Source organism: Pseudomonas sp. ARP3 (assembly GCF_001029595.1).
In the GTDB taxonomy this organism is placed as follows: Bacteria; Pseudomonadota; Gammaproteobacteria; order Pseudomonadales; family Pseudomonadaceae; genus Aquipseudomonas; species Aquipseudomonas rhodesiae.
In genome coordinates this window covers 366,202-386,425 of record NZ_LEKF01000002.1, presented here as the reverse complement: position 1 = coordinate 386,425, position 20,224 = coordinate 366,202, and the positions used below count along the sequence as shown (strand labels likewise).

At 60.5% G+C, this 20,224-nt stretch carries 19 protein-coding genes and 1 tRNA gene; 10 read left to right on the top strand and 10 right to left on the bottom strand.

The genetic code is table 11. From position 1 onward, the window contains the following. Window positions 1–2 precede the first annotated feature (2 nt). The 3 genes from ABX75_RS03545 to ABX75_RS03535 form a co-directional block, all read right to left on the bottom strand. Window positions 3–698: an ABC transporter permease gene (locus tag ABX75_RS03545; protein WP_034095423.1), complete on the bottom strand. Its 696-nt coding sequence runs from the start codon at window positions 696–698 to the stop codon at window positions 3–5. A gap of 71 nt (window positions 699–769) precedes the next feature. After that, window positions 770–1,522: an ABC transporter substrate-binding protein gene (locus ABX75_RS03540; protein ID WP_040265691.1), complete on the bottom strand. Its 753-nt coding sequence runs from the start codon at window positions 1,520–1,522 to the stop codon at window positions 770–772. 13 nt (window positions 1,523–1,535) lie between these two features. Next, window positions 1,536–2,309 carry an ABC transporter ATP-binding protein gene (locus tag ABX75_RS03535; RefSeq protein ID WP_034095425.1) on the bottom strand — a complete coding sequence of 258 codons (774 nt, stop codon included), beginning with the start codon at window positions 2,307–2,309 and terminating at the stop codon, window positions 1,536–1,538. A 552-nt stretch (window positions 2,310–2,861) separates the two neighbouring features. On the opposite strand from ABX75_RS03535, the gene gabP reads away from it, so the two are divergent. Continuing rightward, window positions 2,862–4,253, top strand: a complete 1,392-nt coding sequence (gene gabP / locus ABX75_RS03530; protein WP_047881462.1) for a GABA permease — start codon at window positions 2,862–2,864, stop codon at window positions 4,251–4,253. Window positions 4,254–4,297: 44 nt separating this feature from the next. Here the strand turns inward: gabP and ABX75_RS03525 are convergent, their stop codons facing one another. Continuing rightward, entirely contained in the window at window positions 4,298–4,711 is a 414-nt protein-coding gene (locus ABX75_RS03525) for a hypothetical protein (protein WP_034111372.1), read from the bottom strand. A 176-nt stretch (window positions 4,712–4,887) separates the two neighbouring features. Here ABX75_RS03525 and ABX75_RS03520 point away from each other — a divergent pair, with 176 nt between their 5' ends. Together ABX75_RS03520 and ABX75_RS03515 are read left to right on the top strand one after the other, a co-directional pair. Beyond that, window positions 4,888–5,853 carry an arsenic resistance protein gene (locus ABX75_RS03520; protein ID WP_034095428.1) on the top strand — a complete coding sequence of 322 codons (966 nt, stop codon included), beginning with the start codon at window positions 4,888–4,890 and terminating at the stop codon, window positions 5,851–5,853. An 87-nt stretch (window positions 5,854–5,940) separates the two neighbouring features. After that, window positions 5,941–7,548, top strand: a complete 1,608-nt coding sequence (locus ABX75_RS03515; protein ID WP_047881461.1) for a glycosyltransferase family 39 protein — start codon at window positions 5,941–5,943, stop codon at window positions 7,546–7,548. Window positions 7,549–7,714: 166 nt separating this feature from the next. On the opposite strand, the gene ABX75_RS03510 is transcribed toward ABX75_RS03515, so the two are convergent. From ABX75_RS03510 to ABX75_RS03495, 4 genes are all read right to left on the bottom strand, one after another. Beyond that, window positions 7,715–7,790, bottom strand: a tRNA-Phe gene (locus ABX75_RS03510). 103 nt (window positions 7,791–7,893) lie between these two features. After that, the gene (locus ABX75_RS03505; RefSeq protein WP_034095430.1) at window positions 7,894–8,166 is read right to left on the bottom strand and encodes an oxidative damage protection protein; all 273 of its coding nucleotides are present in this window, start codon (window positions 8,164–8,166) and stop codon (window positions 7,894–7,896) included. Beyond that, window positions 8,163–9,230 (bottom strand): A/G-specific adenine glycosylase, encoded by a 1,068-nt coding sequence (gene mutY / locus ABX75_RS03500; protein WP_034095431.1) that lies wholly within the window; start codon window positions 9,228–9,230, stop codon window positions 8,163–8,165. Before mutY ends, ABX75_RS03505 begins: the two co-directional genes overlap by 4 nt. After that, window positions 9,227–11,446, bottom strand: coding sequence for an AsmA family protein (locus tag ABX75_RS03495; protein ID WP_047881460.1), 2,220 nt, complete (start codon window positions 11,444–11,446; stop codon window positions 9,227–9,229). The genes mutY and ABX75_RS03495 overlap by 4 nt, the downstream gene beginning before the upstream one ends. Window positions 11,447–11,772: 326 nt before the next feature. On the opposite strand from ABX75_RS03495, the gene ABX75_RS03490 reads away from it, so the two are divergent. From ABX75_RS03490 to ABX75_RS03460, 7 genes are all read left to right on the top strand, one after another. Beyond that, window positions 11,773–13,434 (top strand): OFA family MFS transporter, encoded by a 1,662-nt coding sequence (locus ABX75_RS03490; protein WP_034095433.1) that lies wholly within the window; start codon window positions 11,773–11,775, stop codon window positions 13,432–13,434. 278 nt (window positions 13,435–13,712) lie between these two features. Continuing rightward, window positions 13,713–14,306 (top strand): imidazoleglycerol-phosphate dehydratase HisB, encoded by a 594-nt coding sequence (gene hisB, locus ABX75_RS03485; RefSeq protein WP_034095434.1) that lies wholly within the window; start codon window positions 13,713–13,715, stop codon window positions 14,304–14,306. After that, on the top strand, window positions 14,306–14,944 hold the full coding sequence (hisH, locus tag ABX75_RS03480; RefSeq protein WP_034095435.1) for an imidazole glycerol phosphate synthase subunit HisH: 639 nt from the start codon (window positions 14,306–14,308) through the stop codon (window positions 14,942–14,944). The genes hisB and hisH overlap by 1 nt, the downstream gene beginning before the upstream one ends. Further along, window positions 14,945–15,205: a DUF2164 domain-containing protein gene (locus ABX75_RS03475; protein WP_047881459.1), complete on the top strand. Its 261-nt coding sequence runs from the start codon at window positions 14,945–14,947 to the stop codon at window positions 15,203–15,205. 89 nt (window positions 15,206–15,294) lie between these two features. Beyond that, window positions 15,295–16,044, top strand: coding sequence for a 1-(5-phosphoribosyl)-5-[(5-phosphoribosylamino)methylideneamino]imidazole-4-carboxamide isomerase (gene hisA, locus ABX75_RS03470; RefSeq protein WP_034095437.1), 750 nt, complete (start codon window positions 15,295–15,297; stop codon window positions 16,042–16,044). Window positions 16,045–16,127: 83 nt separating this feature from the next. Beyond that, the gene (gene hisF, locus ABX75_RS03465) at window positions 16,128–16,898 is read left to right on the top strand and encodes an imidazole glycerol phosphate synthase subunit HisF (protein ID WP_003171107.1); all 771 of its coding nucleotides are present in this window, start codon (window positions 16,128–16,130) and stop codon (window positions 16,896–16,898) included. Window positions 16,899–16,964: 66 nt separating this feature from the next. Continuing rightward, window positions 16,965–17,720 (top strand): ABC transporter substrate-binding protein, encoded by a 756-nt coding sequence (locus ABX75_RS03460; protein ID WP_034095438.1) that lies wholly within the window; start codon window positions 16,965–16,967, stop codon window positions 17,718–17,720. 72 nt (window positions 17,721–17,792) lie between these two features. Here ABX75_RS03460 and ABX75_RS03455 read toward each other — a convergent pair whose 3' ends face one another. Continuing rightward, window positions 17,793–19,373, bottom strand: coding sequence for a trypsin-like peptidase domain-containing protein (locus ABX75_RS03455; RefSeq protein WP_047881458.1), 1,581 nt, complete (start codon window positions 19,371–19,373; stop codon window positions 17,793–17,795). A 65-nt stretch (window positions 19,374–19,438) separates the two neighbouring features. Continuing rightward, complete coding sequence (locus ABX75_RS03450; protein ID WP_034095440.1) at window positions 19,439–20,224, bottom strand: divergent polysaccharide deacetylase family protein; 786 nt, start codon at window positions 20,222–20,224, stop codon at window positions 19,439–19,441.

Below are 20,224 nucleotides of genomic sequence, written 5' to 3'. Positions count from 1 at the left end.
GCTCATTGGGTGCTCCTCGCAAAGCCGCGGGCGGCGCGTTTTTCCAGGAAGTGCATGGTGGTCATCGCCAGGACGGTGAGCCCCAGGTACATGAACGCCGCAACCATAAAGAAGGTGAACGGTTGTTTGGTCACCGTGACGCCGATCTGCGCGTGGCGCATGATTTCTTCCAGGCCGATCACCGACACCAGGGCGGTGTCTTTCATCAGGATCATAAACAGGTTGCCCAGGCCCGGCAGGGCGATGCGCCACATCTGCGGCATGATCAGGCGGGTGAAGATCCGAAACTTCGAAAGCCCCAATGCCACGCCCGCTTCGCGGTGGCCTTTGGGAATGGCGAGGATCGCGCCGCGGAATACTTCCGTGGCGTAGGCGCCGAAGCACAGGCCCAGGGCAATGACCCCGGCGGCAAAGGCGCTGAGAGACAGGTCGGGGTTACCGAAAAACTCACCCAGGGCACGCATCATGTTGACCGTGCCGAAGTAAATCAGCAGTACCCACAGCAGTTCCGGGATACCACGGACCACGGTGGAGTAAGCACCGCCAAGCCATTGCAGCGGCTTGTACGGGGATGTTTTGGCCAGGGCGCCGGCCAGGCCGAGCACCAGCCCCAGGCACAGGGCCGTGAGTGCCAGTTTGACGGTCATCAGCGCGCCGGCGGCGAGCGCGGGGCCGAATCCGTAAAGGTCGAAATTCATGGTTTAGTCGTTTCGCAAGGTAAAGCTCAGGACCGACGCGCTCGGGGGAGCGCGCCGGGCAGGCGTTCAGGTCATTCGATGCTGAACGGGAAGTACTTGTCGTTGATTTTCTTGTAGGTGCCGTCAGCCTTGATCTCCGCCAGGGCTTTGTTCAGGCGCTCGCGCAGTGGGTCGCCTTTGCGTACGGCGATACCGATCTTGTCGCTCTCGACAACCGGGTCACCCTTGAACTCGAAGGCCGAACCGTCTTTGCTCTTGAGCCATTCGTACTGCACGTACTTGTCGGCGAGGATCCCGTCGAGGCGGTTGGACGTCAGGTCAAGGTAGGCGTTTTCCTGGGTGTCGTAGAGCTTGGCTTCGGTATCTGGCAGCTTGTCTTCCAGGTAGGTACCGGCCAGCGTCGCGCGTTGTGCGCCGATGACCTTACCCTTCAGGTAGCCGGCGTCGGTCTTGAAGTCTGTGGTGGTCTTGGGCGCGATGAACTGCAGCTTGTTGGAGTAGTACGGATCGGTGAAGTCGACGGCTTGCTTGCGTTCGTCGGTGATCGACAGCGAGGACACCAGGAAGTCGAATTTCTTGGCGTTCAGGGCCGGGATGATGCCGTCCCAGTCGGACACATACACTTCGCACTTCTCGACTTTCATCTTGGCGCACAGGGCGTCGCCGATATCTTTGTCGAAGCCAACGACGTTACCGCTGGCGTCTTTGTTATTGAACGGCGGGTAGGCCGCTTCAATCCCCATTATCAAGGTTTCTGCCATGGCCGAGGCGCTGAACGCCATCGTGACGGCGGCGGCCAAAAGGAACTTTTTATAGTTCTGCATGCATGTTGCTCCGTTAGCGGTTGCTGGACATGAATTGTTTGCAGCGCGCCGAAAGCGGGTTTTCAAATACCTGCTGTGGCGATCCTTGCTCCTCGATCAGGCCTTGGTGAAGGAACACCACCTCACTGGACACCTGACGGGCAAAGCCCATTTCGTGGGTGACCAGCAGCATGGTGCGACCTTCTTCGGCCAGCGCGCGGATCACACTAAGTACTTCCTGAACCATTTCCGGGTCAAGGGCGGAAGTGGGCTCGTCGAACAGGATGACTTTGGGCTGCATCGCCAGGGTGCGGGCGATGGCGGCGCGTTGTTGCTGGCCGCCGGACAATTGTGCCGGGTAGGCGTGGCGCTTATCGGCGATGCCGACCTTGGCCAGCAGCGCTTCGGCCACTTCGATGGCTTCGGCCTTGCTCTGGCCGAGCACACGGCGGGGCGCCTCGATGATGTTGTCGAGGATGCTCATGTGCGGCCACAGATTAAAGTTTTGAAACACAAAACCGATTTCGCTGCGCAGGCGGTTGATCTGCTTGCCGTCGGCGGCCATCAGCTCGCCGTTCTTCGCGGCTTTGAGTTTGAGTTCTTCACCCGCCACCAGGATCTGGCCCTGATGAGGGTTCTCCAGCAGGTTGATGCAGCGCAGGAAAGTCGACTTGCCGGAACCGGAGGAACCCAGGATCGAGATCACATCGCCGTCGCGAGCGGTCAGCGAGATACCTTTGAGTACCTCCAGCTCACCATAACGTTTATGCAGGTTGCGGATTTCAAGCGCGGGCGTGGCCTCGGCCATGGGGGGTCCTCATTGTGTTCTGCGTGCCTGCTGTTGGGCCGCCTTCCTGGCGAGGCGCCAAGCTAGCATAGCGTCCGGATGGCAGCCAACAGCGCGGCGGGCGGTAAGCGGGCGGCATGCGGCAGGGTGTCGCATCGGCACAGCGACGTGTCGCGCCGTCAACAACCGAACAAGCGTTTGAACCCGGAAAGCCGCAGGCTTCGCGTCAAAAAGGGCGCGATGGTGCCAGCTTTGGCCAGGTGTTGGAAGGGTTAAACGGGCAAACGGTCGCTATCGGCGCTTTTATGGGGCGTTACTTATTTTGTGTGTGTGTTTTTGGTGCGCGTATCGGCCTGAATAGTGAGTCGGACGGTAACGCTATAGCGGAATGCCATTGTTCTCAATGACTTGCGTGCGCTGTGGAAAAGTCCTACAGCCCGCGTCAATCGCGGCTTTGTAACATTTTGGCGCAAATCTTGCGTAAAAAATAAAGAACGCCCTGTTGGTTTCTTTTCACGAGGAGGATCCCAGGTCGGGCGGACCGTTTTCGCAATTCCTCGCAAAGGTGTGTCAATGAGTAGTACGCAAAGCTCCAATGACCTCGAACAGGGGCTCAAACCGCGTCACGTCACCATGCTGTCGATTGCCGGTGTTATCGGCGCCGGCCTGTTTGTCGGCTCCGGCCACGCGATCGCTGCTGCCGGCCCTGCGGTGCTGCTGGCTTATGCCGCTGCGGGTACGTTGGTGGTGCTGGTGATGCGCATGCTGGCCGAAATGGCCGTGGCTTCACCGGATACCGGTTCGTTCTCCACTTACGCCGACCGTGCGATTGGCCACTGGGCCGGCTTTACCATCGGCTGGCTGTACTGGTGGTTCTGGGTGCTGGTGATTCCATTGGAAGCCAACGCGGCCGCCACTATCCTGCATGCCTGGTTCCCCGATGTGGCGATCTGGGCGTTCACGCTGGTGATCACACTGCTGCTGACCGCCACCAACCTGTTCAGTGTGAAGAACTACGGCGAGTTCGAGTTCTGGTTCGCGCTGATCAAAGTCGTGGCCATCGTTGGGTTTGTGATCCTCGGGCTGGCGGCGATTTTCGGTTTCCTGCCGACCAGTCAGGTCAGCGGCGTTTCGCACCTGTTCGACACCCAAGGCTTTATGCCGAACGGCATGGGCGCAGTGTTGGCTGCGATCCTGACCACCATGTTCTCGTTTATGGGCACCGAAATCGTCACCATCGCTGCGGCCGAGTCGAAGAACCCAGGCCAGCAGATCACCAAGGCCACCAATTCGGTGATCTGGCGTATCGGCTTGTTCTACCTGTTGTCGATCTTCATCGTCGTCTCCCTGGTGCCATGGAATGATCCGACCCTGGCGGCGGTAGGTTCCTACCAGACCGTGCTGGAACGCATGGGCATTCCGAATGCCAAGCTGATCGTCGACCTGGTGGTCCTGGTGGCCGTGACCAGCTGCTTGAACTCGGCGCTGTACACCGCGTCGCGCATGCTGTTTTCCCTCGGGCGTCGCGGCGATGCCCCGGCTGTGTCCAAGCGCACCAACAAGAGCGGCACGCCTTACTGGGCGGTGATGCTGTCCACTGGCGCAGCGTTCCTGGCGGTGTTCGCCAACTACGTGGCCCCGGCGGCAGTGTTCGAATTCCTGCTGGCCAGCTCCGGTGCAATCGCACTGCTGGTGTATCTGGTGATCGCGGTGTCGCAACTGCGCATGCGTCAGAAACGCACAGCGGCGGGCGAGAAGATTGTCTTCAAGATGTGGCTGTTCCCCGGCCTGACCTACGCGGTGATGGTGTTCATCGTGGGCACGTTGACCATCATGCTGTTCCAGGAAGCGCATCGCGTGGAGATCATCGCGACGGGCATCCTGAGCCTGCTGGTAGTGGCGGCGGGGTTGATGGTGTCGAGCCGGCGCAAGGCTCAGAGAGTAGGGGCGGCGGTGCTTAACTGACCGCCATTCCAATGTGGGAGGGGGCAAGCCCCTCCCATTTTTTGTCAGTCTTGCGAGTTGGTAAGGGCTTGGGAGGCGGCAACGTAGTCCGCTTGAAACTGCGGCGATTCGATCCACGCCAATGCGGCGGCTTCATCGTCGCTGTCCGTGGCCCACTGCCGATATTCGATCAGTGCCGCCAGGATAAAGTCGGTAGCCTCTTCTTCGCCTTCCTGCTCAAGTACCAGCGCAAGCAGCGGGTGGGCCAGGAATGCGGCGCACAGCGCTTGCTGACTGATCTCGCCGGCAACGCGCATCTCCACGAACAGCTCTGTTAAATCCACCGACTCCAAATCGATACGGCTGTCATCGCCGGCGAACGCATCCGGCTTAGTCGCGACCGCGCGCTGGGTGCGGTTCTGCTTGGCCTTGGCCTTGGCCCGATGGGCACGTTTTTGCTGCTTGTTCGGCGAGGCCATGGGCTCACGTCCTTGGGGTCAGGATCTGGGTTGGGTATTGAAGCGCAGGTTGGCGCAAATCCCAAGGGTATCCGCCATTAATTGGCTGACATGTTCTCGCCGTTCCAGCCGCTCGCCTGGTAATCACGCCAGTAGATGCTTAGGCTTGCGCTTTTGCGTTCCACCAGGGCGTTTCCATGACCCGCGACACCCTCGAACATCACCAGATCCCTATCTACTTCATCACCGTCCTTCTGGCTGTCGGCTTCGGCCTGCTTGCGCCTTCGTGGGGGCACGGCCTGGGTGTGTGGATCACACCGGCCATCGCGGTGCTGATGTACGCGATGTTCCTGCAAATTCCGTTTCTGGACCTGCGCGAAGGCTTGAGCCACAAGCGCTTTATGGCGGCCTTGCTGCTGGCTAATTTCATCCTGGTGCCCTTGCTGGTGTGGGGGCTGACCCTTGGCTTGGCGGAGCGTCCGGCGCTGCTGGTGGGGGCGTTGCTGGTGTTGCTGACGCCGTGCATCGATTACGTGGTGGTGTTTACCCATATCGGCAAGGGCGATTCACGCTTGATGCTCGCGGCGACGCCGGTGCTGCTGTTGCTGCAGTTGCTGTTGTTGCCGCTGTACTTGGGGCTGATGCTGGGGTCGCAATCCGGCGTAGTGATTGACGCGCAGCCGTTTGTGCAGGCATTTGTGCTGCTGATTGTGGTGCCGATGGTGGCGGCGGTGGCGACCACGTTTGTGGCGCGCAGGTCGGCAGTCGTCGGCGCTTGGAACGCGGCTTGGGCCTGGCTGCCGGTGCCGGCGATGGCGCTGGTGCTGTTTGTGGTGATCGGTTCGCAGATCACGTCGGTGGTGCGCGATTTCAGCCTGTTGCTGCCGGTCATTCCGGCCTATGTAGGTTTCCTGTTGCTGGCGCCGCTGACGGGCGCCTTGGCCGCGCGGCTGTTCGCGTTGCCGAGTGCGCCCGCGCGGGCGGTGACGTTCAGCGCGTCGACGCGCAATTCGCTGGTGGTGCTGCCGCTGGCGTTGGCATTGCCCGAGGAGGTGCGTGGGCTGGCCGCGACGGCGGTCATCCTGCAAACCCTGGTGGAGCTGGTCGGCGAATTGATCTACGTGCGCCTGGTGCCCGCACTGGTATGGCGTGGCGGGCGCTGAAGGGTGAAATATTGAGGGTTGTTCAGGCGCTATTCAGCAGGGCGACCGGCACCATAGGTCGGCGCTTTCTACCTGACAGGTCAAACGATGGACCACCGCAACCGCTTTCGCCTGGAGTCCCTGGGCATTTTTTTGTTCGCCCTGATGCTGTTTACGCTGGGCATCTGGGACCAGCAGCCGCAGGGATTTGACGGGCGCTGGGCGCTGTTCCTGCAAGAAATGTATCGCCACGGCGCCAGTCTTTTTCCTACGACGTACGGCCAGCCTTACGCGGACTATCCTGGCACCGCGACCTTCTTCAGTTACCTGTTTGCCCGTCTGTTCGGCGCGCCCAATCACTTGGCCAATGTAATGCCCACGGCGCTGGCTTCTGCTGGGGTCGTGGCCTTGATCTATCGCTTGCTGGCTCCGTCAAGCCGCCAGTGGGCGCTGCTCAGCGTGCTGCTGACATTGCTCACCACTCAATTGCTCGAAAAGTCCCGTTCGGTATGTCTGGATCAGATGGTGGCGTTGCTGTGTGTAGGTAGTTTCTATCTGCTGCACACGGGGGAGCGCTTGGGTTCACGATTCAGGCAACTGGCGGTCTTCCCACTATTCGTGCTGGGCTTTGCGATACGCGGGCCGCTGGGGTTGATCGAGGTCTGCGGTGTGGTGTGCGTGTATTGGGCGTTGGGAAAGCCGGGCGAGCGGGTCAGGCAGGTGCTTGTCCATGGGGTTATCGGGTTGATACTGCTGGCGGCGTGCTGGTGGTTGCTGATGGAGCTCGCACGCTTGAGCGGTGGCGATGGGTTTGCCGCCGAGGTATTTAGAATGCAGGTGGGCGGGCGCCTGGATGAAAGCGGCGAGCCGTTCTATTTCTACTTCCAGTTGAGTTTGTACCGCTACTTCCCCGTGGTGCCCCTGGCGCTGGCAACGTTGTTTGCGTTGCGTCATCGCTGGTCTGCGCGCTGGGCGAATGATGATATGCAGCTCGTGGTGCGATTGGGCGCCTGTGGTTTGATGATCCTGCTCGGGTTGTCGGTGCCGCACTTCAAGCGGGCGTATTACATCCTGCCGATGGTACCGATGTTCGCCGCTGTCGCCGCCTACGGGCTGCTCCAGGCGCAAGGCTGGCTGATCGGCGTGCGCCGCTGCTATGAGGTGCTTGTCGCGGCGCTGCCGACCTTGTGTGTGGTTGTGGTGTTTGTGTGTCGACACACATGGCAGAAGCACGGCTACTGGCCAGACGTCTCATTGCCGTTGCTGATCGGCGCGCTGCTGGTGATGCAAGTGGCCGCGCTGATCAGCTGGCGTCGGCCGCGGCGCCTGGTGTGGCTCAGTCTGATTGCGTTGCTGGGGCAATGGTTGCTGCTGGTGAGCGTGGTGGAGCCGGCTAAAGATCTGCAATTCGATACACGCCATTTTGTCGGCCAGGTCGAGGCGCTGCGTGCCGCGCGGCCGGGGCCGTTGGTGTTCGTCAATCTGGGGCGGGACACCTGGGCGGTGCGCTACATGATGAACCTGGATCACGATGAACAGCCGCTGTTCGTCGGTCGTGATCAAGTACAGCGCCTGGCCACGTTACCGCGTCCGGCCTGGGTGATCGTAGCGCGCAAGGAAACCGCGCTGTTGAAGCAAACACCGTTGGAGCATCTGGCTCCGGCGTTCAATGGGCGGTTGAATGACAATCCGCTGATGGTGTTTTTGCTGGAGTGAGGTGAGTTTTTTGTCTCGCGGGAAAGCCTCGAAGGAGTGGGGCTAATGGAACGGTTCGTTGCTTCGAACAGGCCTGGGGGCGTCAAATCCCAGGCAATAAAAAACCCGCACTAGGCGGGTTTCTTATGTGTTTCAGATGATATGTGCACCACCTGAAACTAATGAGTGGTGCCCAGAGACGGAATCGAACCGCCGACACGGGGATTTTCAATCCCCTGCTCTACCGACTGAGCTATCTGGGCAACGGGGCGCATTAAACGGGTTTTTCAGGGGGTCGTCAAGCAAGTTTTCAAAAAATATTTAATTATTACCGTCGCTTACGTTCCGACCCCGGTTTTTGATCAGTTATTGAGCAGGTGGTACGTAGCCTTCGGCCTTGGCGTAATCCTCGCCGGAAAAGAACTTGTCCATTTCGCCTTGCAGGTATTTGCGGTCTTCGGCGTTCATCATGTTCAGGCGTTTTTCGTTGATCAGCAGGGTCTGGTGCTTCTGCCAATCGGCCCAGGCCTTGGCGGAGACGTTTTCGTAGATGTCCTGGCCCTTGGCGCCCGGATACGGAGGGCGTTCCAGGGCGGGCAATTGTTCTTTGTACTTGCGGCACATTACGGTGCGGGTCATGACGACTCTCCTGCGTTCAATACATCGGCCGCGCGTTTGAGCAGTTTTTTCACCGGGGCGGCGAGGCCCAGGCGCGGCGGGGTGGCGAGGTTATACCAGAGCCAGTCGGCCTCGGCCACGTGATGGGCGGATTCCTGCACTTGGACCAGCCAGGGTTCGATGGCCAGTTGGAAGTGGCTGAAGGTGTGGATCAGCCCCGGCAGTTCCTGTTGCGTGCCCAGCTCAAGGGCATGCTGATGGGCGAGGTGTTCAAGGTCTTGCAGCTCGTCCAGTTCCGGCAGGCTCCACAGGCCGCCCCACAGGCCGGTGGACGGGCGACGGTAAAGCAGAATCGCGCCCTCGGCATTGGCCAGCATCGGCATCAACGTACGCTTCTGCGGAATGCTCTTACGCGGTTTCGGGATCGGGTAGCGCGTCTCCAGGCCAAGCATGTGTGCTTCGCAGCTTTTTTCCAGCGGGCACAACAGGCAGCTGGGTTTGCTGCGGGTGCAGAGGGTGGCGCCCATGTCCATCATGGCCTGGGTGTAGGCGTTGACCCGATCATGGGGCGTGAAGCGTTCGGCGGTGGCCCACAGTTGCTTGGCCACCTTGGGTTCGCCTGGGTAGCCCTCTTGCGCGGTAAACCGTGCCAGCACGCGCTTGACGTTGCCGTCGAGGATCGGTGCACGCAGGCCCATGCTCAGGCTGGCGATCGCTCCGGCAGTGGACAGGCCGATGCCGGGTAGCTCGGTGAGTTTTTCCACGCTCCGCGGAAACTCGCCGCCGTACTCGGCGACCACGATTTTCGCGGTTTTTTGCAGGTTGCGTGCGCGGGTGTAGTAACCCAGGCCGGTCCACAGGTGTAGCACCTCGTCTTCCGGTGCGGCGGCCAGGGCTTCGACCGTTGGCAGGGACGCCATGAACCGGTCGAAGTAATTGAGCACGGTGCTCACCTGGGTCTGCTGCAACATGATCTCCGAGACCCACACCCGGTAGGGTGTTATGCCCTGTTGCCAAGGCAGGTCATGGCGACCGTGGCGGTCGTACCAATCCAGCACCGCCGTTGAAAACTGCTCGTCTCTCATCGTTTGAACAGGCCTTTGAGCGCGTCTTTGAGTTGCGGGTTGACCTTGTCGAGTTTCTCTTCGAGCTTCTCGTTGAGACGGTTGCCGGCGGCCTTGATAGCGACCTGACCGAGGCCGTCCTTGTCCAGGCGACACGCCTTGGCGCCCAGCTCCAGCGGGCCACGGCAGCGCAGCGGTACTTCGATGCCCTGGAAGTTGGCACCCACCTCGCAGGCCGGGTCCGGCACTTCGCGCTGGTCGCCTTCGACAATGATGCCCACGCGGTAATCCATGCCCAGCACCCGCAGGTCAACATCGCCGTTGCCATTGACCGTCAGGCCCGGGATGCGCACTTTCAGGTCCGGATTGTTGGCCACGCCATTACGGAAGGTCAGGTTGCCTTTGAGCTCCTGGAAAGGCGTGTCCTTGCCGCGTTGCTCGCCGCTCAAGGTCTTGCGATTGAGCAAGGCGATGCCGGTGCACAGTTGCTGTTCAAGGTTGGCGTTGAGCAGCACGCCGTTGTTGATCACAAAGCTGGCGGTACCGTTGAGGCTGTCGATCAGGGCTTTCTGGCTGTTGCCGCGACCGGTGAGGTTGCTGTCGAGCGTCACCTGGCCTTTGACCGGCGGCGTTTGCCCCTGGGCTTGCAGGATGCGTTCGACAGGCACTTGCTTGATGCGGCTTTGCAGCGCCAGTACCGGAATGTCCTGGCGTACATCCAGATTGCCGTTGGCCTGGAAGGAGCCGTTATAGAGCCCGCCACTCAAGGTTTCGAGCTTGAGCTGGCCATCGATGCCGGATGCTTTGAGCACTGCATTCTGGATCGGCAGCTTGCTCAGGGTCAGTTGGCCGAAGGCGAGGTCGGCATTGACGTCGAGGGTGCGCAGGCGCGTCAGCGGCAGCAATTTGTCGGTGCTCCAGGCGCCTTTGGTCGGAGCCTCCGGCAGTGGTGTGGTGCCGCCGGCGGCCATCGCGCCGGCTTCGCTGTTCTGGACTTCGGCCTGGCGTTCGGCGCTGGCGCCTTTGGCGGATTCGGATTTGGCCGGCAGGTAATTGTCGGCGTTGAAGGTGTCGCCCTTGAGTTGGACACGCAGCGACTGCTTGGCGAAGTCGTCCACGGCGACGCGACCGGTGAAGGTGCTGCCGTCGAGTTTCAGGTTCAGGTCTTCCAAGGCCAGGCTGGTGGGCGTGCCCTTGAGGCGGCTGACCAGTTCGACTTTGCTCAGGCTGCCTTCGGCCATCGGCGGCAGCGGGTTGCCCACGCTGTCGAGGAACTTGGCCAGGTCAAACTGAGCGATCGACAACGCGCCGCTGAGCTGTGGAGTCTTATCCAGATCGTTGACTTTCAATTCGCCCAGCGCGCGCAGCTGGTTGGCCGACAGTTTCAAATTGGTCCATTCGGCGATGTTGGCCGCTTGATCCACCAGCAGTTGGCCTTGGGTGGAGAAGGTCACGGTCTTGCCTTGCAGCGGTTCGCCGGTGGCTTCGCCGCTGATACGCATGTCTTCGAACTGGTAGCGCTTGAGGGCGCGCTGGATGCGCAGGTTGCCCGTCAGTTCGGTCTTGAGGCGCATCACTGGCTGGTTGCTGCCGAAGAATGCGGTGAGCTTGACCGGGATGCTGGCGCCTTCATGAATGGCGCCGGCGCTCAACTGGATGCTTTCGGCGCTGAACTGCTTGCCGGTCTGCTCGTCGTTGTATTCGACCCGGGCGTTGTTGATGGTCAGGCTGTCGATGTCCAGGCGGATGGGTTGGGCCGGTTTTTCCGGTTTGACCTCAGCAGTTGGCTGCGCTGGCGTGGGCGCACTGGCGGTAGCCTCGGCGGGGTCGGGGACGTTCTTGCCGATGTCTTCCCAGTTGCCGTGGCCCTGCTTGTCGCGGTTCAGGCGCAGGTTCAAGCCTTCGACGCGCACATCGCTCATCTGTACTTCGCGGCGCAGCAGCGGCAGCACGCGCACCGACAGGCCAAGCATCTGCAGGTCGGCGAACGGTTGGGTCGGGTTGGTCAGGGTCGCCACGCTGGCTTCGTGCAGTTCCAGGCCAAGCCAGGGGAACAGGCTCCAGCCGATGTCGCCATTGAGCGTCAGCTCGATGTGGGCCTTGTCGCGGGCAATCTGGCGAATCTCTTCTTTGTAGTCGTTGGGATCGAAGAGGTGGGTCAGGGCAAAGCCGAGAGCCACAATGATCAGCAACAGCCCGAGAAGTACCAGACCCAGGATTTTGCCGAACGCTTTCATGGGCGAGTCCTTGTATGTCGATTTCAAAAATTAGCCGAAGAGTATAACGCCCGACGGCCTGCGTCAGTTCATCGATCGTTACATTGTATCCATGGCCGCAAGAACAGGTTTTTGACGTCAAACAAACCGAAATTCCTTAAAAAGGTGATGGCATTTTGGTTTTTGTCGCGCTTTTAGATGCTAATCTCTGCGCGTTCGTCTGCCTTCTGCGACGTATCGTCGCGCCAAAATGGAGTTTCACTCAATAAAACGGCCACGCTTTGCGTGCAAGGCCGATGGGGGAAGCGCGCCTGACGGACGCATACCAATAACTGGGGGAAACACTAATGAGCACTCGCACTGCGGCCGCTTCTACAGCCGCACAGCCTGCGTTCCTGTCCAAGGAGCGCATTATCGCCAAGCCCGGGTTCAACCGCTGGCTGGTCCCGCCGGCCGCCCTGGCCATTCACCTGTGCATCGGCATGGCCTACGGTTTTTCGGTGTTCTGGCTGCCGCTGTCTAAGGCGCTGGGTATCACCGCACCGGTTGCCTGCGCGCCGGACATGAGTTTCATCGCCCAAGTCTTCTCGTCTCAATGCGACTGGCCTATCTCGATGCTGGGCTGGATCTACACCCTGTTCTTTATCTTCCTGGGCTGCTCGGCAGCGATCTGGGGCGGCTGGCTTGAGCACGCCGGACCGCGCAAGGCTGGTGTGGTATCGGCGCTGTGCTGGTGCGGCGGCCTGCTGATCTCGGCGTTGGGGATTTATACCCACCAGATCTGGTTGATGTGGATCGGTTCCGGCGTCATCGGCGGTATCGGCCTGGGCCTGGGGTATATCTCGCCCGTCTCGACCTTGATCAAGTGGTTCCCGGACAAGCGCGGCATGGCCACCGGCATGGCGATCATGGGCTTCGGCGGCGGCGCGATGGTCGGTGCGCCGCTGGCTGCGGCATTGATGGGCCATTTCGCTTCGCCCACCAGCGTGGGCGTTTGGCAAAGCTTCCTGGTGATGGCTGCGATCTATTTCGTGTTCATGATCGGTGGCGCGCTGTCCTACCGCGTTCCGCCGACCGGTTGGAAGCCTGAGGGCTGGACCGCGCCGGCGAAAAAAGCCAGCAACGCGATGATCACCCACCGTCACGTACACGTGAACGTGGCGTGGAAGACCCCGCAATTTCGTCTGGTGTGGCTGGTGCTGTGCCTGAACGTTTCGGCAGGTATCGGCATCCTCGGCATGGCATCGCCGCTGCTGCAGGAAGTGTTCGGCGGCAAGCTGCTGGGCGTGGATGTGCCCTTCGGTCAGCTGGATGCCGGGCAACTGGCGTCCATCGCGGCCATCGCTGCGGGCTTCACCGGTCTGTTGAGCCTGTTCAACATTGGTGGCCGGTTCTTCTGGGCGTCGTTTTCCGACTACCTGGGCCGTAAAAACACCTACTTCGTGTTCTTCGCTCTGGGTTTCGCCCTGTACGCGCTGATCCCGAACCTGGGGCATCTGGGCAACGTATCGCTGTTCGTGGCGGCGTTCTGCATCATCCTATCGATGTACGGCGGTGGTTTTGCCACCGTGCCGGCATACCTGGCCGACTTGTTCGGCACCCAAATGGTCGGCGCGATCCACGGTCGTCTGCTGACCGCCTGGGCGGCGGCCGGTGTGCTCGGCCCGGTGCTGGTGAACTACCTGCGTGAATATCAACTGAGCATCGGCGTCGAGCGCGCCGCGGCCTATGACATCACCTTGTACATTCTCGCCGGCCTGCTGGTACTGGGCTTTATCTGCAACCTGCTGGTGCGCCCTGTGGCCGACAAGTACTTCATGACCGACGCCGAACTGGCCGCCGAACAGGCGCTGGGCCATGACAAAGGTGCTGATGCCAGCACTTCCCTGGAGTGGAAGGCGTCTGCCGGTAGCAAGCCATTGGCTATCGCTGCGTGGCTGGTGGTAGGTATTCCGCTGGCGTGGGGTGTGTGGGTGACCCTGCAGAAGACCGCAGTACTGTTCCACTGACACCTTTATGAGGGGGCTCGGTTCCTGTGGGAGCCGGGCTCGCCCGCGATGGCATCACTGCGGTCAGTTGAATGGCCCCAGGTAGTTGCATCGCAGGCAGCCAGCTCCCACATTCCCATCAAAAGATATCCCTTCAGTGCCCCATTCTGGGGCGCCCGCTTGTCTGCACATGTCTAACACAGACACTCCATCAGTCTTATCCCCTTCGATGTTTCTGTTTAGCGCCCGCGCCCCTATAATGGCTGCCTTTTTCGCCCAATGATTTTGCGGAGCTGGTGATGGCCGAACGTATGGCGTCCGTCGAGCGCGACACTCTGGAAACCCAGATCAAAGCCTCGATCAACCTGGATGGCACCGGAAAGGCCCGATTTGATATCGGTGTACCTTTTCTTGAGCACATGCTGGACCAGATCGCCCGTCACGGGCTGATCGACCTGGATATCGTCTGCAAGGGCGACCTGCACATCGACGACCACCACACCGTGGAAGACGTCGGCATCACCCTCGGCCAGGCGTTTGCCAAGGCCATCGGCGATAAGAAAGGTATCCGTCGCTACGGCCATGCCTATGTGCCGCTGGACGAAGCGCTGTCGCGCGTGGTCATCGACTTCTCCGGCCGCCCGGGCCTGCAGATGCACGTGCCCTACACCCGCGCCACCGTAGGTGGCTTCGACGTCGACCTGTTCCAGGAATTCTTCCAGGGTTTCGTCAACCACGCCCTGGTCAGCCTGCACATCGACAACCTGCGCGGCACCAACACCCACCACCAGATCGAAACCGTGTTCAAGGCCTTCGGCCGCGCCCTGCGCATGGCCGTGGAGCTGGACGAGCGCATGGCTGGGCAAATGCCATCGACCAAGGGCGTTCTGTAATGCAGACGGTCGCGGTTATCGATTACGGCATGGGTAACCTGCACTCGGTGGCCAAGGCCCTCGAACATGTAGGTGCCGGCAAGGTGCTGATCACCAGCGATGCCAAAGTTATTCGCGAGGCCGACCGGGTGGTGTTCCCAGGCGTCGGTGCGATTCGCGATTGCATGGCCGAGATCCGTCGCCTGGGCTTTGACAGCCTGGTGCGCGAAGTCAGCCAGGACCGGCCGTTCCTAGGCATCTGTGTGGGCATGCAAGCCTTGCTCGAACGCAGCGAAGAGAACGACGGCGTCGACTGCATCGGTCTGTTTCCTGGCCAGGTGAAGTTCTTCGGCAAAGACCTGCACGAAGACGGTGCCCATCTCAAGGTCCCGCACATGGGCTGGAACCAAGTCAGCCAGACCGTGGACCATCCGCTGTGGCACGACATCCCCGACATGGCGCGCTTTTACTTCGTGCATAGCTACTACATTGCCGCGGGTAACCCGCGTCAGGTGGTGGGTGGCGGGCACTACGGCGTCGACTTCGCTGCGGCGCTGGCCGAAGGCTCGCGTTTTGCCGTGCAGTTTCACCCGGAGAAAAGCCATACCCATGGCCTGCAATTGCTGCAGAACTTCGCCGCCTGGGATGGACGCTGGTAAATGGCCAGGAAGCCGAAGCCGCCGATCTTGACCCTCACTCCCGAGCAGGAGAGTGAGGCTACCGTCAAGATCAAGCGCTTCATGGAGGATCGCTTCGAGCTCAAGTTGGGCTCGTTCGAGGTCGCCGAGATCCTTGAGTTGTTCACTGACGAAGTGGCACCGCACTATTACAACAGGGCGATTTTCGATACGCAGACGCTCCTTAAAGAAAGGTTCGAAAGCATCGAAAGTGACCTGTGGTCGCTTGAAAAGAGCAGCTGAAAGCTTCAAGCCCAGGCTGCAAGAATTGATACGCGTGCTTGCTTGCAGCTTATAGCTTGCAGCTTGCAGCTCTTTGACGAAGGAAAAGCATGCTAATTATCCCCGCTATCGATCTCAAGGACGGCGCCTGCGTACGTCTGCGTCAAGGCCGCATGGAAGACTCCACCGTGTTCTCCGATGACCCGGTCAGCATGGCTGCCAAATGGGTGGAAGGGGGCTGCCGTCGTCTGCATCTGGTGGACCTGAACGGCGCCTTCGAGGGCCAGCCGGTCAATGGTGAAGTGGTCACCGCGATCGCCAAGCGCTACCCGAACCTGCCGATCCAGATCGGCGGCGGCATCCGCTCCCTGGAAACCATCGAGCATTACGTCAAAGCCGGCGTGAGCTACGTGATCATCGGCACCAAGGCCGTGAAAGACCCGGCCTTCGTTGCCGAAGCCTGCCGTGCGTTTCCCGGCAAAGTGATCGTGGGCCTGGATGCCAAGGACGGTTTCGTCGCCACCGACGGCTGGGCGGAAATCAGCACCGTGCAGGTGATCGACCTGGCCAAGCAGTTCGAAGCCGATGGCGTGTCCGCCATCGTCTACACCGACATCGCCAAAGACGGCATGATGCAGGGCTGCAATGTGCCGTTCACCGCCGCATTGGCTGCGGCCACGCGCATCCCGGTGATCGCTTCGGGCGGCATTCACAACCTGGGCGATATCAAGTCGCTGCTGGACGCCAAGGCCCCCGGCATCATCGGCGCGATCACCGGCCGTGCGATCTATGAGGGCACGCTGGACGTGGCTGAAGCTCAGGCTTTTTGTGATAGCTACGCGGCCAGCTCCAAGTCGTAAGCTGCAAGCTGCAAGTAAAAGCAGATCTGCTTCTACTTGCAGCTTATAGCTCAAAGCTTGCAACTCTTATTGGAGATAAGCCCATGGCTTTAGCCAAGCGCATCATCCCTTGCCTGGACGTCGACAACGGTCGCGTGGTCAAGGGCGTCAAGTTCGAGAACATCCGTGACGCCGGCGACCCGGTGGAAATCGCCCGTCGCTACGATGAGCAAGGTGCCGACGAGATTACTTTTCTCGATATCACCGCCAGCGTCGACGGCCGCGACACCACCCTGCACACCGTCGAACGCATGGCCAGCCAGGTGTTTATCCCGCTGACCGTGGGCGGCGGCGTGCGCACCGTGCAAGACATCCGCAACCTGCTCAATGCCGGCGCGGACAAGGTGTCGATCAATACCGCGGCGGTGTTCAACCCGGAATTCGTCGGCGAAGCCGCGCAGCACTTCGGCTCGCAATGCATCGTGGTGGCCATCGACGCCAAGAAAGTTTCCGGCCCGGGCGAAACCCCGCGCTGGGAGATCTTCACCCACGGCGGCCGCAAGCCCACCGGGCTCGACGCGGTGGAGTGGGCGATGAAAATGGAAGGCCTGGGCGCCGGTGAAATCCTGTTGACCAGCATGGATCAGGACGGCATGAAAAACGGCTTCGACCTGGGCGTGACCCGTGCCATCAGTGACGCGCTGGGCATTCCGGTGATCGCCTCCGGCGGTGTCGGCAACCTGCAACACCTGGCCGATGGCGTCATCGAAGGCCACGCCAGCGCGGTGCTTGCGGCGAGTATTTTCCACTTCGGCGAATACACTGTCCCTGAGGCCAAAGCCTACATGGCGGCACGCGGTATCGTCGTCCGCTAAACGTTGCTGGACACCATGGCAGGCGCGCGGCACTCTCTGCGCTTGCCATGGATTTCGGTAACCTTCATGTTCAAACACCTGCTGCTCACCCTCGCCAGTACTTGCGCCCTGTTGGCCGGTTCGGCCTACGCCGAAGAGGCGCCTGGCACCTCCCTGGTGCTGCTCACGGAAAATTTCCCGCCTTACAACATGGCGAAAAACGGCAAGAACTTCGCCAAGGACGAGAACATCGAAGGCATCGCCGTGGACATCGTGCGCGAGACCTTCAAGCGCGCGGGCATTTCCTACAACCTCACCCTGCGTTTTCCTTGGGAGCGGATCTATAAACTCGCCCTGGAAAATCCTGGTTACGGTGTGTTCGTGATGGCGCGTCTGCCGGACCGCGAAGCGCTGTTCAAATGGGTCGGCCCCATCGGCCCCGATGATTGGGTGCTACTGGCAAAGGCAGACAGCAAGATTCAGCTCGATGAACTGGGGCAGGCCCGGCGCTACAAGATCGGTGCCTACAAAGGCGATGCCATTGCCGAGACCCTGGAGAAGCAAGGTCTCAACCCCGTAGTGGTGCTACGGGATCAAGACAATGCGCAAAAACTGCTGGAGGGCCAGATCGACCTGTGGGCCACCGGTGATCCGGCCGGGCGCTACCTGGCGCGTCAGGTGGGGGTGACAGGGCTCAAGACAGTGCTGCGTTTCAACAGTGCTCAGCTGTACCTGGCCTTGAATAAAAACGTGCCCGATGACGTCGTCGCCAAGCTGCAAGCTGCACTGGATCAGTTGCGCAAAGACGGCGTGGTCAGCGAGATCATGGGGCGTTACCTCTAGCTACACCTGCCTGCGGTGTTGGCCTTTGTTGTTCCACTTGGAGATTGCCTTACCCGTTTTGTGGTTGGGTGATTAGCGCGGCTTGAGCAGGTCCACGCGCAGGGTCGACGGCTGATCCGCCTGGTCAAACGCATAGGTGCAGATCTTGTACGGCGTGCTCCAGGCATTGATGAGCTGAGCGTACTTTTCCTGAGAACCATCGGCAGCGTCATTGGGGGCGTAGAACAGATCGATGATGTCATCGTCTTCAGCCGGAACGGGTTCAGGGATGTTGTAGTAATCAACAGGCCGCAGGCAATCGGTGGTGGCGGCCGGACCATATTTGTAGGTGTAGCGACTCATAAAGGGAGGGGCCAGGTTCCAGATAACCGTGTAGGCCGCCGAACCTTGTTTATCCAAGCTAATTGTCAGGTTGGGTGTGCGTGCCGGTCCAGGTTCGGCTAGTTCTACCGCCAGGGTCAGGGCGTTTCTCATCATGCCATGGGTGGTCCGCTGATCGGCGGAACTCACACCGACGATACACAACATGTGCATGCCGGTTTGCGGTCCGATGGGATCCTTCACTAAGGCGTCTGCCGCGCTGATGGGCGCGCTGTAGGACACCGGATTTTCGCAATCAATCGCGCGGCGAGTGGTTTTGTATCGATAGAACGGTGTGTTGACGGTGAACGCCAGGTTCCACCGCGGCACGATGTTCTGCTGTCGGCTGCCGGTTTTTTTCAGGAAGTATTGCTGGATAGGCTCAGGGTTCCTGAACGTAATGGACGTGGTCGGGTATAGCTCGCAGTGTTCGTCGTCGGCCTTGAGCATGCCATCGACGAAACACGCATTCAGAAAGGTCACCGGGCTGCCGTAGTTGGTATCCGGGTGCCAGAGGGGCATGCCATTCTGGATTTCACAGGGGGCGTCGCGTTGGCATTTGCGCTCCTCGGGCTGGCCGGCGGTGCTGGTGCTAAGGACGCCGAACAGGGTATTGGTGGCGCGATCGAGCAAGGGCCCGCCGAAACCGCCGAGGCCGATGTTCTTGCATTGGTTCTTCATGGTGACGCGCCATACGAACGGTTGCTCCACCAATTCCTGTGAGACCTGTTGACTGCAAGCGGATAGATGCAAGGTGTCCCATTCCGGCGCAGCCAAGGCGAGAATGTCATCCCCCGTAGCCGGGACTTGGCTGGCCAGCTTCAGCGGGGTGATGCCGGCTTTAATTAAATCGGCCAGTGACGCCTGCAACTCAATGATCGCCAAGTCCACACCTTGGCTGCTGCCCCATTTCAAGGTTTTGAGGGGAAAGGTCTTGATGGTTTCGAGGGTGTCGTCAAAGTAATTGAAGCTGATATTGCCCTTGATCGGCAGATCCCGCTGCACGGCGCCGTTGAGGCGATGCAGGCAGTGGCTGCTGGTCAGCACATAGGCCGGTCCGGATATGCCTTCGGCGCTGCGAGTGTCCAGTAGGCTGGCGGTGCAGAGGGTTTGGTTTTCGTTTCTGATGCGACCCACGCCGCTCCAATGATCGTGCTGATGCTGTGCATTGCTCAGCAAACGGGCTGAGTGGTGGTTGACCAGGCCTTCGCCGAAATCCTTGGGTGCGGCATACAGCAAGCCGCTGAGGCTACCGAGCAGCAGCCCCGAAATAACCACGCTGATGGTGTTCATGAAATGCCCTTGAAGAGTGAACGGAGGGTTCACTATTCAGGACCGGGAAGCGCGACGAGCTGTAGTTATCTAGGGGCCGGCCGGTAAGTGCCGTCTCGACCGTGGCCTGCCATCGCACGGTTGCTACGCACGCTGATCATCGACTTGATATCGATCCACTCGACGCCCTGAGCCTTGAGCTTGGGCAGCTCACGTTCCAGCACCGCCAGGGTTTGTGGATAAGGGTGGCCGATCATCACCGCCGAGCCCTGTTTGTGGGCGAGCTTGATCGCGGTTTGCAACTGCGTGGTGATGGCCGCTTCGGTGCGTTCGTCGTCGAGAAACACATCCCGCGAGACACTGGCCAGGCCGATTTTCTGTGCTTCGGCGGCGGCCACGGTTTGTGCGCTGGTGCGACTGTCGACGAAGAACTTGTGGCGCCGTTGCAATTCACCCATCAACCAGGCCATGGCCTGCGGTTGGGCGGTCATGCGGCTGCCCATGTGGTTATTGATGCCAGCGGTAAACGGCACAGCGTCGAACGCAGCCTCCAAGCGTTTGCCGAGTTCTTCGATCGGTAGCTCCGGGTGCCAGGCGAACGGGCCCGTGGCCGGGTCCATGGGCATGTGCAGGATCACGATCTTGCCGGCCTTGTGCGCTTCGCGGGCGAATTCGGCGGCGTGGGGCGTGTCGGGCATGATCGCGGTGGTCACGGGGCCGGGCAGGGCCAGCACGCGACGATCCCTGGGCAGGTTCTGCCCGAGGTCGTCGATGATGAGGGTCAGGTAGGCTTTGTGTGTCTGGCTGGCAGGCGTCGCATGGGCGACGCCTGCCAGGCTGCACAGCACGGCGATGATCAGGGCAAAACGCAT

Coding starts and splice junctions, on each gene's coding strand:
- ABX75_RS03505 (WP_034095430.1), bottom strand. CDS start 8,166: ATGACCCGCACCGTAATGTGCCGCAAGTACAAAGAACAATTGCCCGCC.
- ABX75_RS03455 (WP_047881458.1), bottom strand. CDS start 19,373: ATGAACACCATCAGCGTGGTTATTTCGGGGCTGCTGCTCGGTAGCCTC.
- ABX75_RS03525 (WP_034111372.1), bottom strand. CDS start 4,711: ATGGCCTCGCCGAACAAGCAGCAAAAACGTGCCCATCGGGCCAAGGCC.
- ABX75_RS03490 (WP_034095433.1), top strand. CDS start 11,773: ATGAGCACTCGCACTGCGGCCGCTTCTACAGCCGCACAGCCTGCGTTC.
- hisF (WP_003171107.1), top strand. CDS start 16,128: ATGGCTTTAGCCAAGCGCATCATCCCTTGCCTGGACGTCGACAACGGT.
- ABX75_RS03450 (WP_034095440.1), bottom strand. CDS start 20,224: ATGCGTTTTGCCCTGATCATCGCCGTGCTGTGCAGCCTGGCAGGCGTC.
- ABX75_RS03540 (WP_040265691.1), bottom strand. CDS start 1,522: ATGCAGAACTATAAAAAGTTCCTTTTGGCCGCCGCCGTCACGATGGCG.
- ABX75_RS03535 (WP_034095425.1), bottom strand. CDS start 2,309: ATGGCCGAGGCCACGCCCGCGCTTGAAATCCGCAACCTGCATAAACGT.
- ABX75_RS03515 (WP_047881461.1), top strand. CDS start 5,941: ATGGACCACCGCAACCGCTTTCGCCTGGAGTCCCTGGGCATTTTTTTG.
- hisB (WP_034095434.1), top strand. CDS start 13,713: ATGGCCGAACGTATGGCGTCCGTCGAGCGCGACACTCTGGAAACCCAG.
- ABX75_RS03520 (WP_034095428.1), top strand. CDS start 4,888: ATGACCCGCGACACCCTCGAACATCACCAGATCCCTATCTACTTCATC.
- hisA (WP_034095437.1), top strand. CDS start 15,295: ATGCTAATTATCCCCGCTATCGATCTCAAGGACGGCGCCTGCGTACGT.
- mutY (WP_034095431.1), bottom strand. CDS start 9,230: ATGAGAGACGAGCAGTTTTCAACGGCGGTGCTGGATTGGTACGACCGC.
- ABX75_RS03545 (WP_034095423.1), bottom strand. CDS start 698: ATGAATTTCGACCTTTACGGATTCGGCCCCGCGCTCGCCGCCGGCGCG.
- gabP (WP_047881462.1), top strand. CDS start 2,862: ATGAGTAGTACGCAAAGCTCCAATGACCTCGAACAGGGGCTCAAACCG.
- ABX75_RS03495 (WP_047881460.1), bottom strand. CDS start 11,446: ATGAAAGCGTTCGGCAAAATCCTGGGTCTGGTACTTCTCGGGCTGTTG.
- ABX75_RS03475 (WP_047881459.1), top strand. CDS start 14,945: ATGGCCAGGAAGCCGAAGCCGCCGATCTTGACCCTCACTCCCGAGCAG.
- hisH (WP_034095435.1), top strand. CDS start 14,306: ATGCAGACGGTCGCGGTTATCGATTACGGCATGGGTAACCTGCACTCG.
- ABX75_RS03460 (WP_034095438.1), top strand. CDS start 16,965: ATGTTCAAACACCTGCTGCTCACCCTCGCCAGTACTTGCGCCCTGTTG.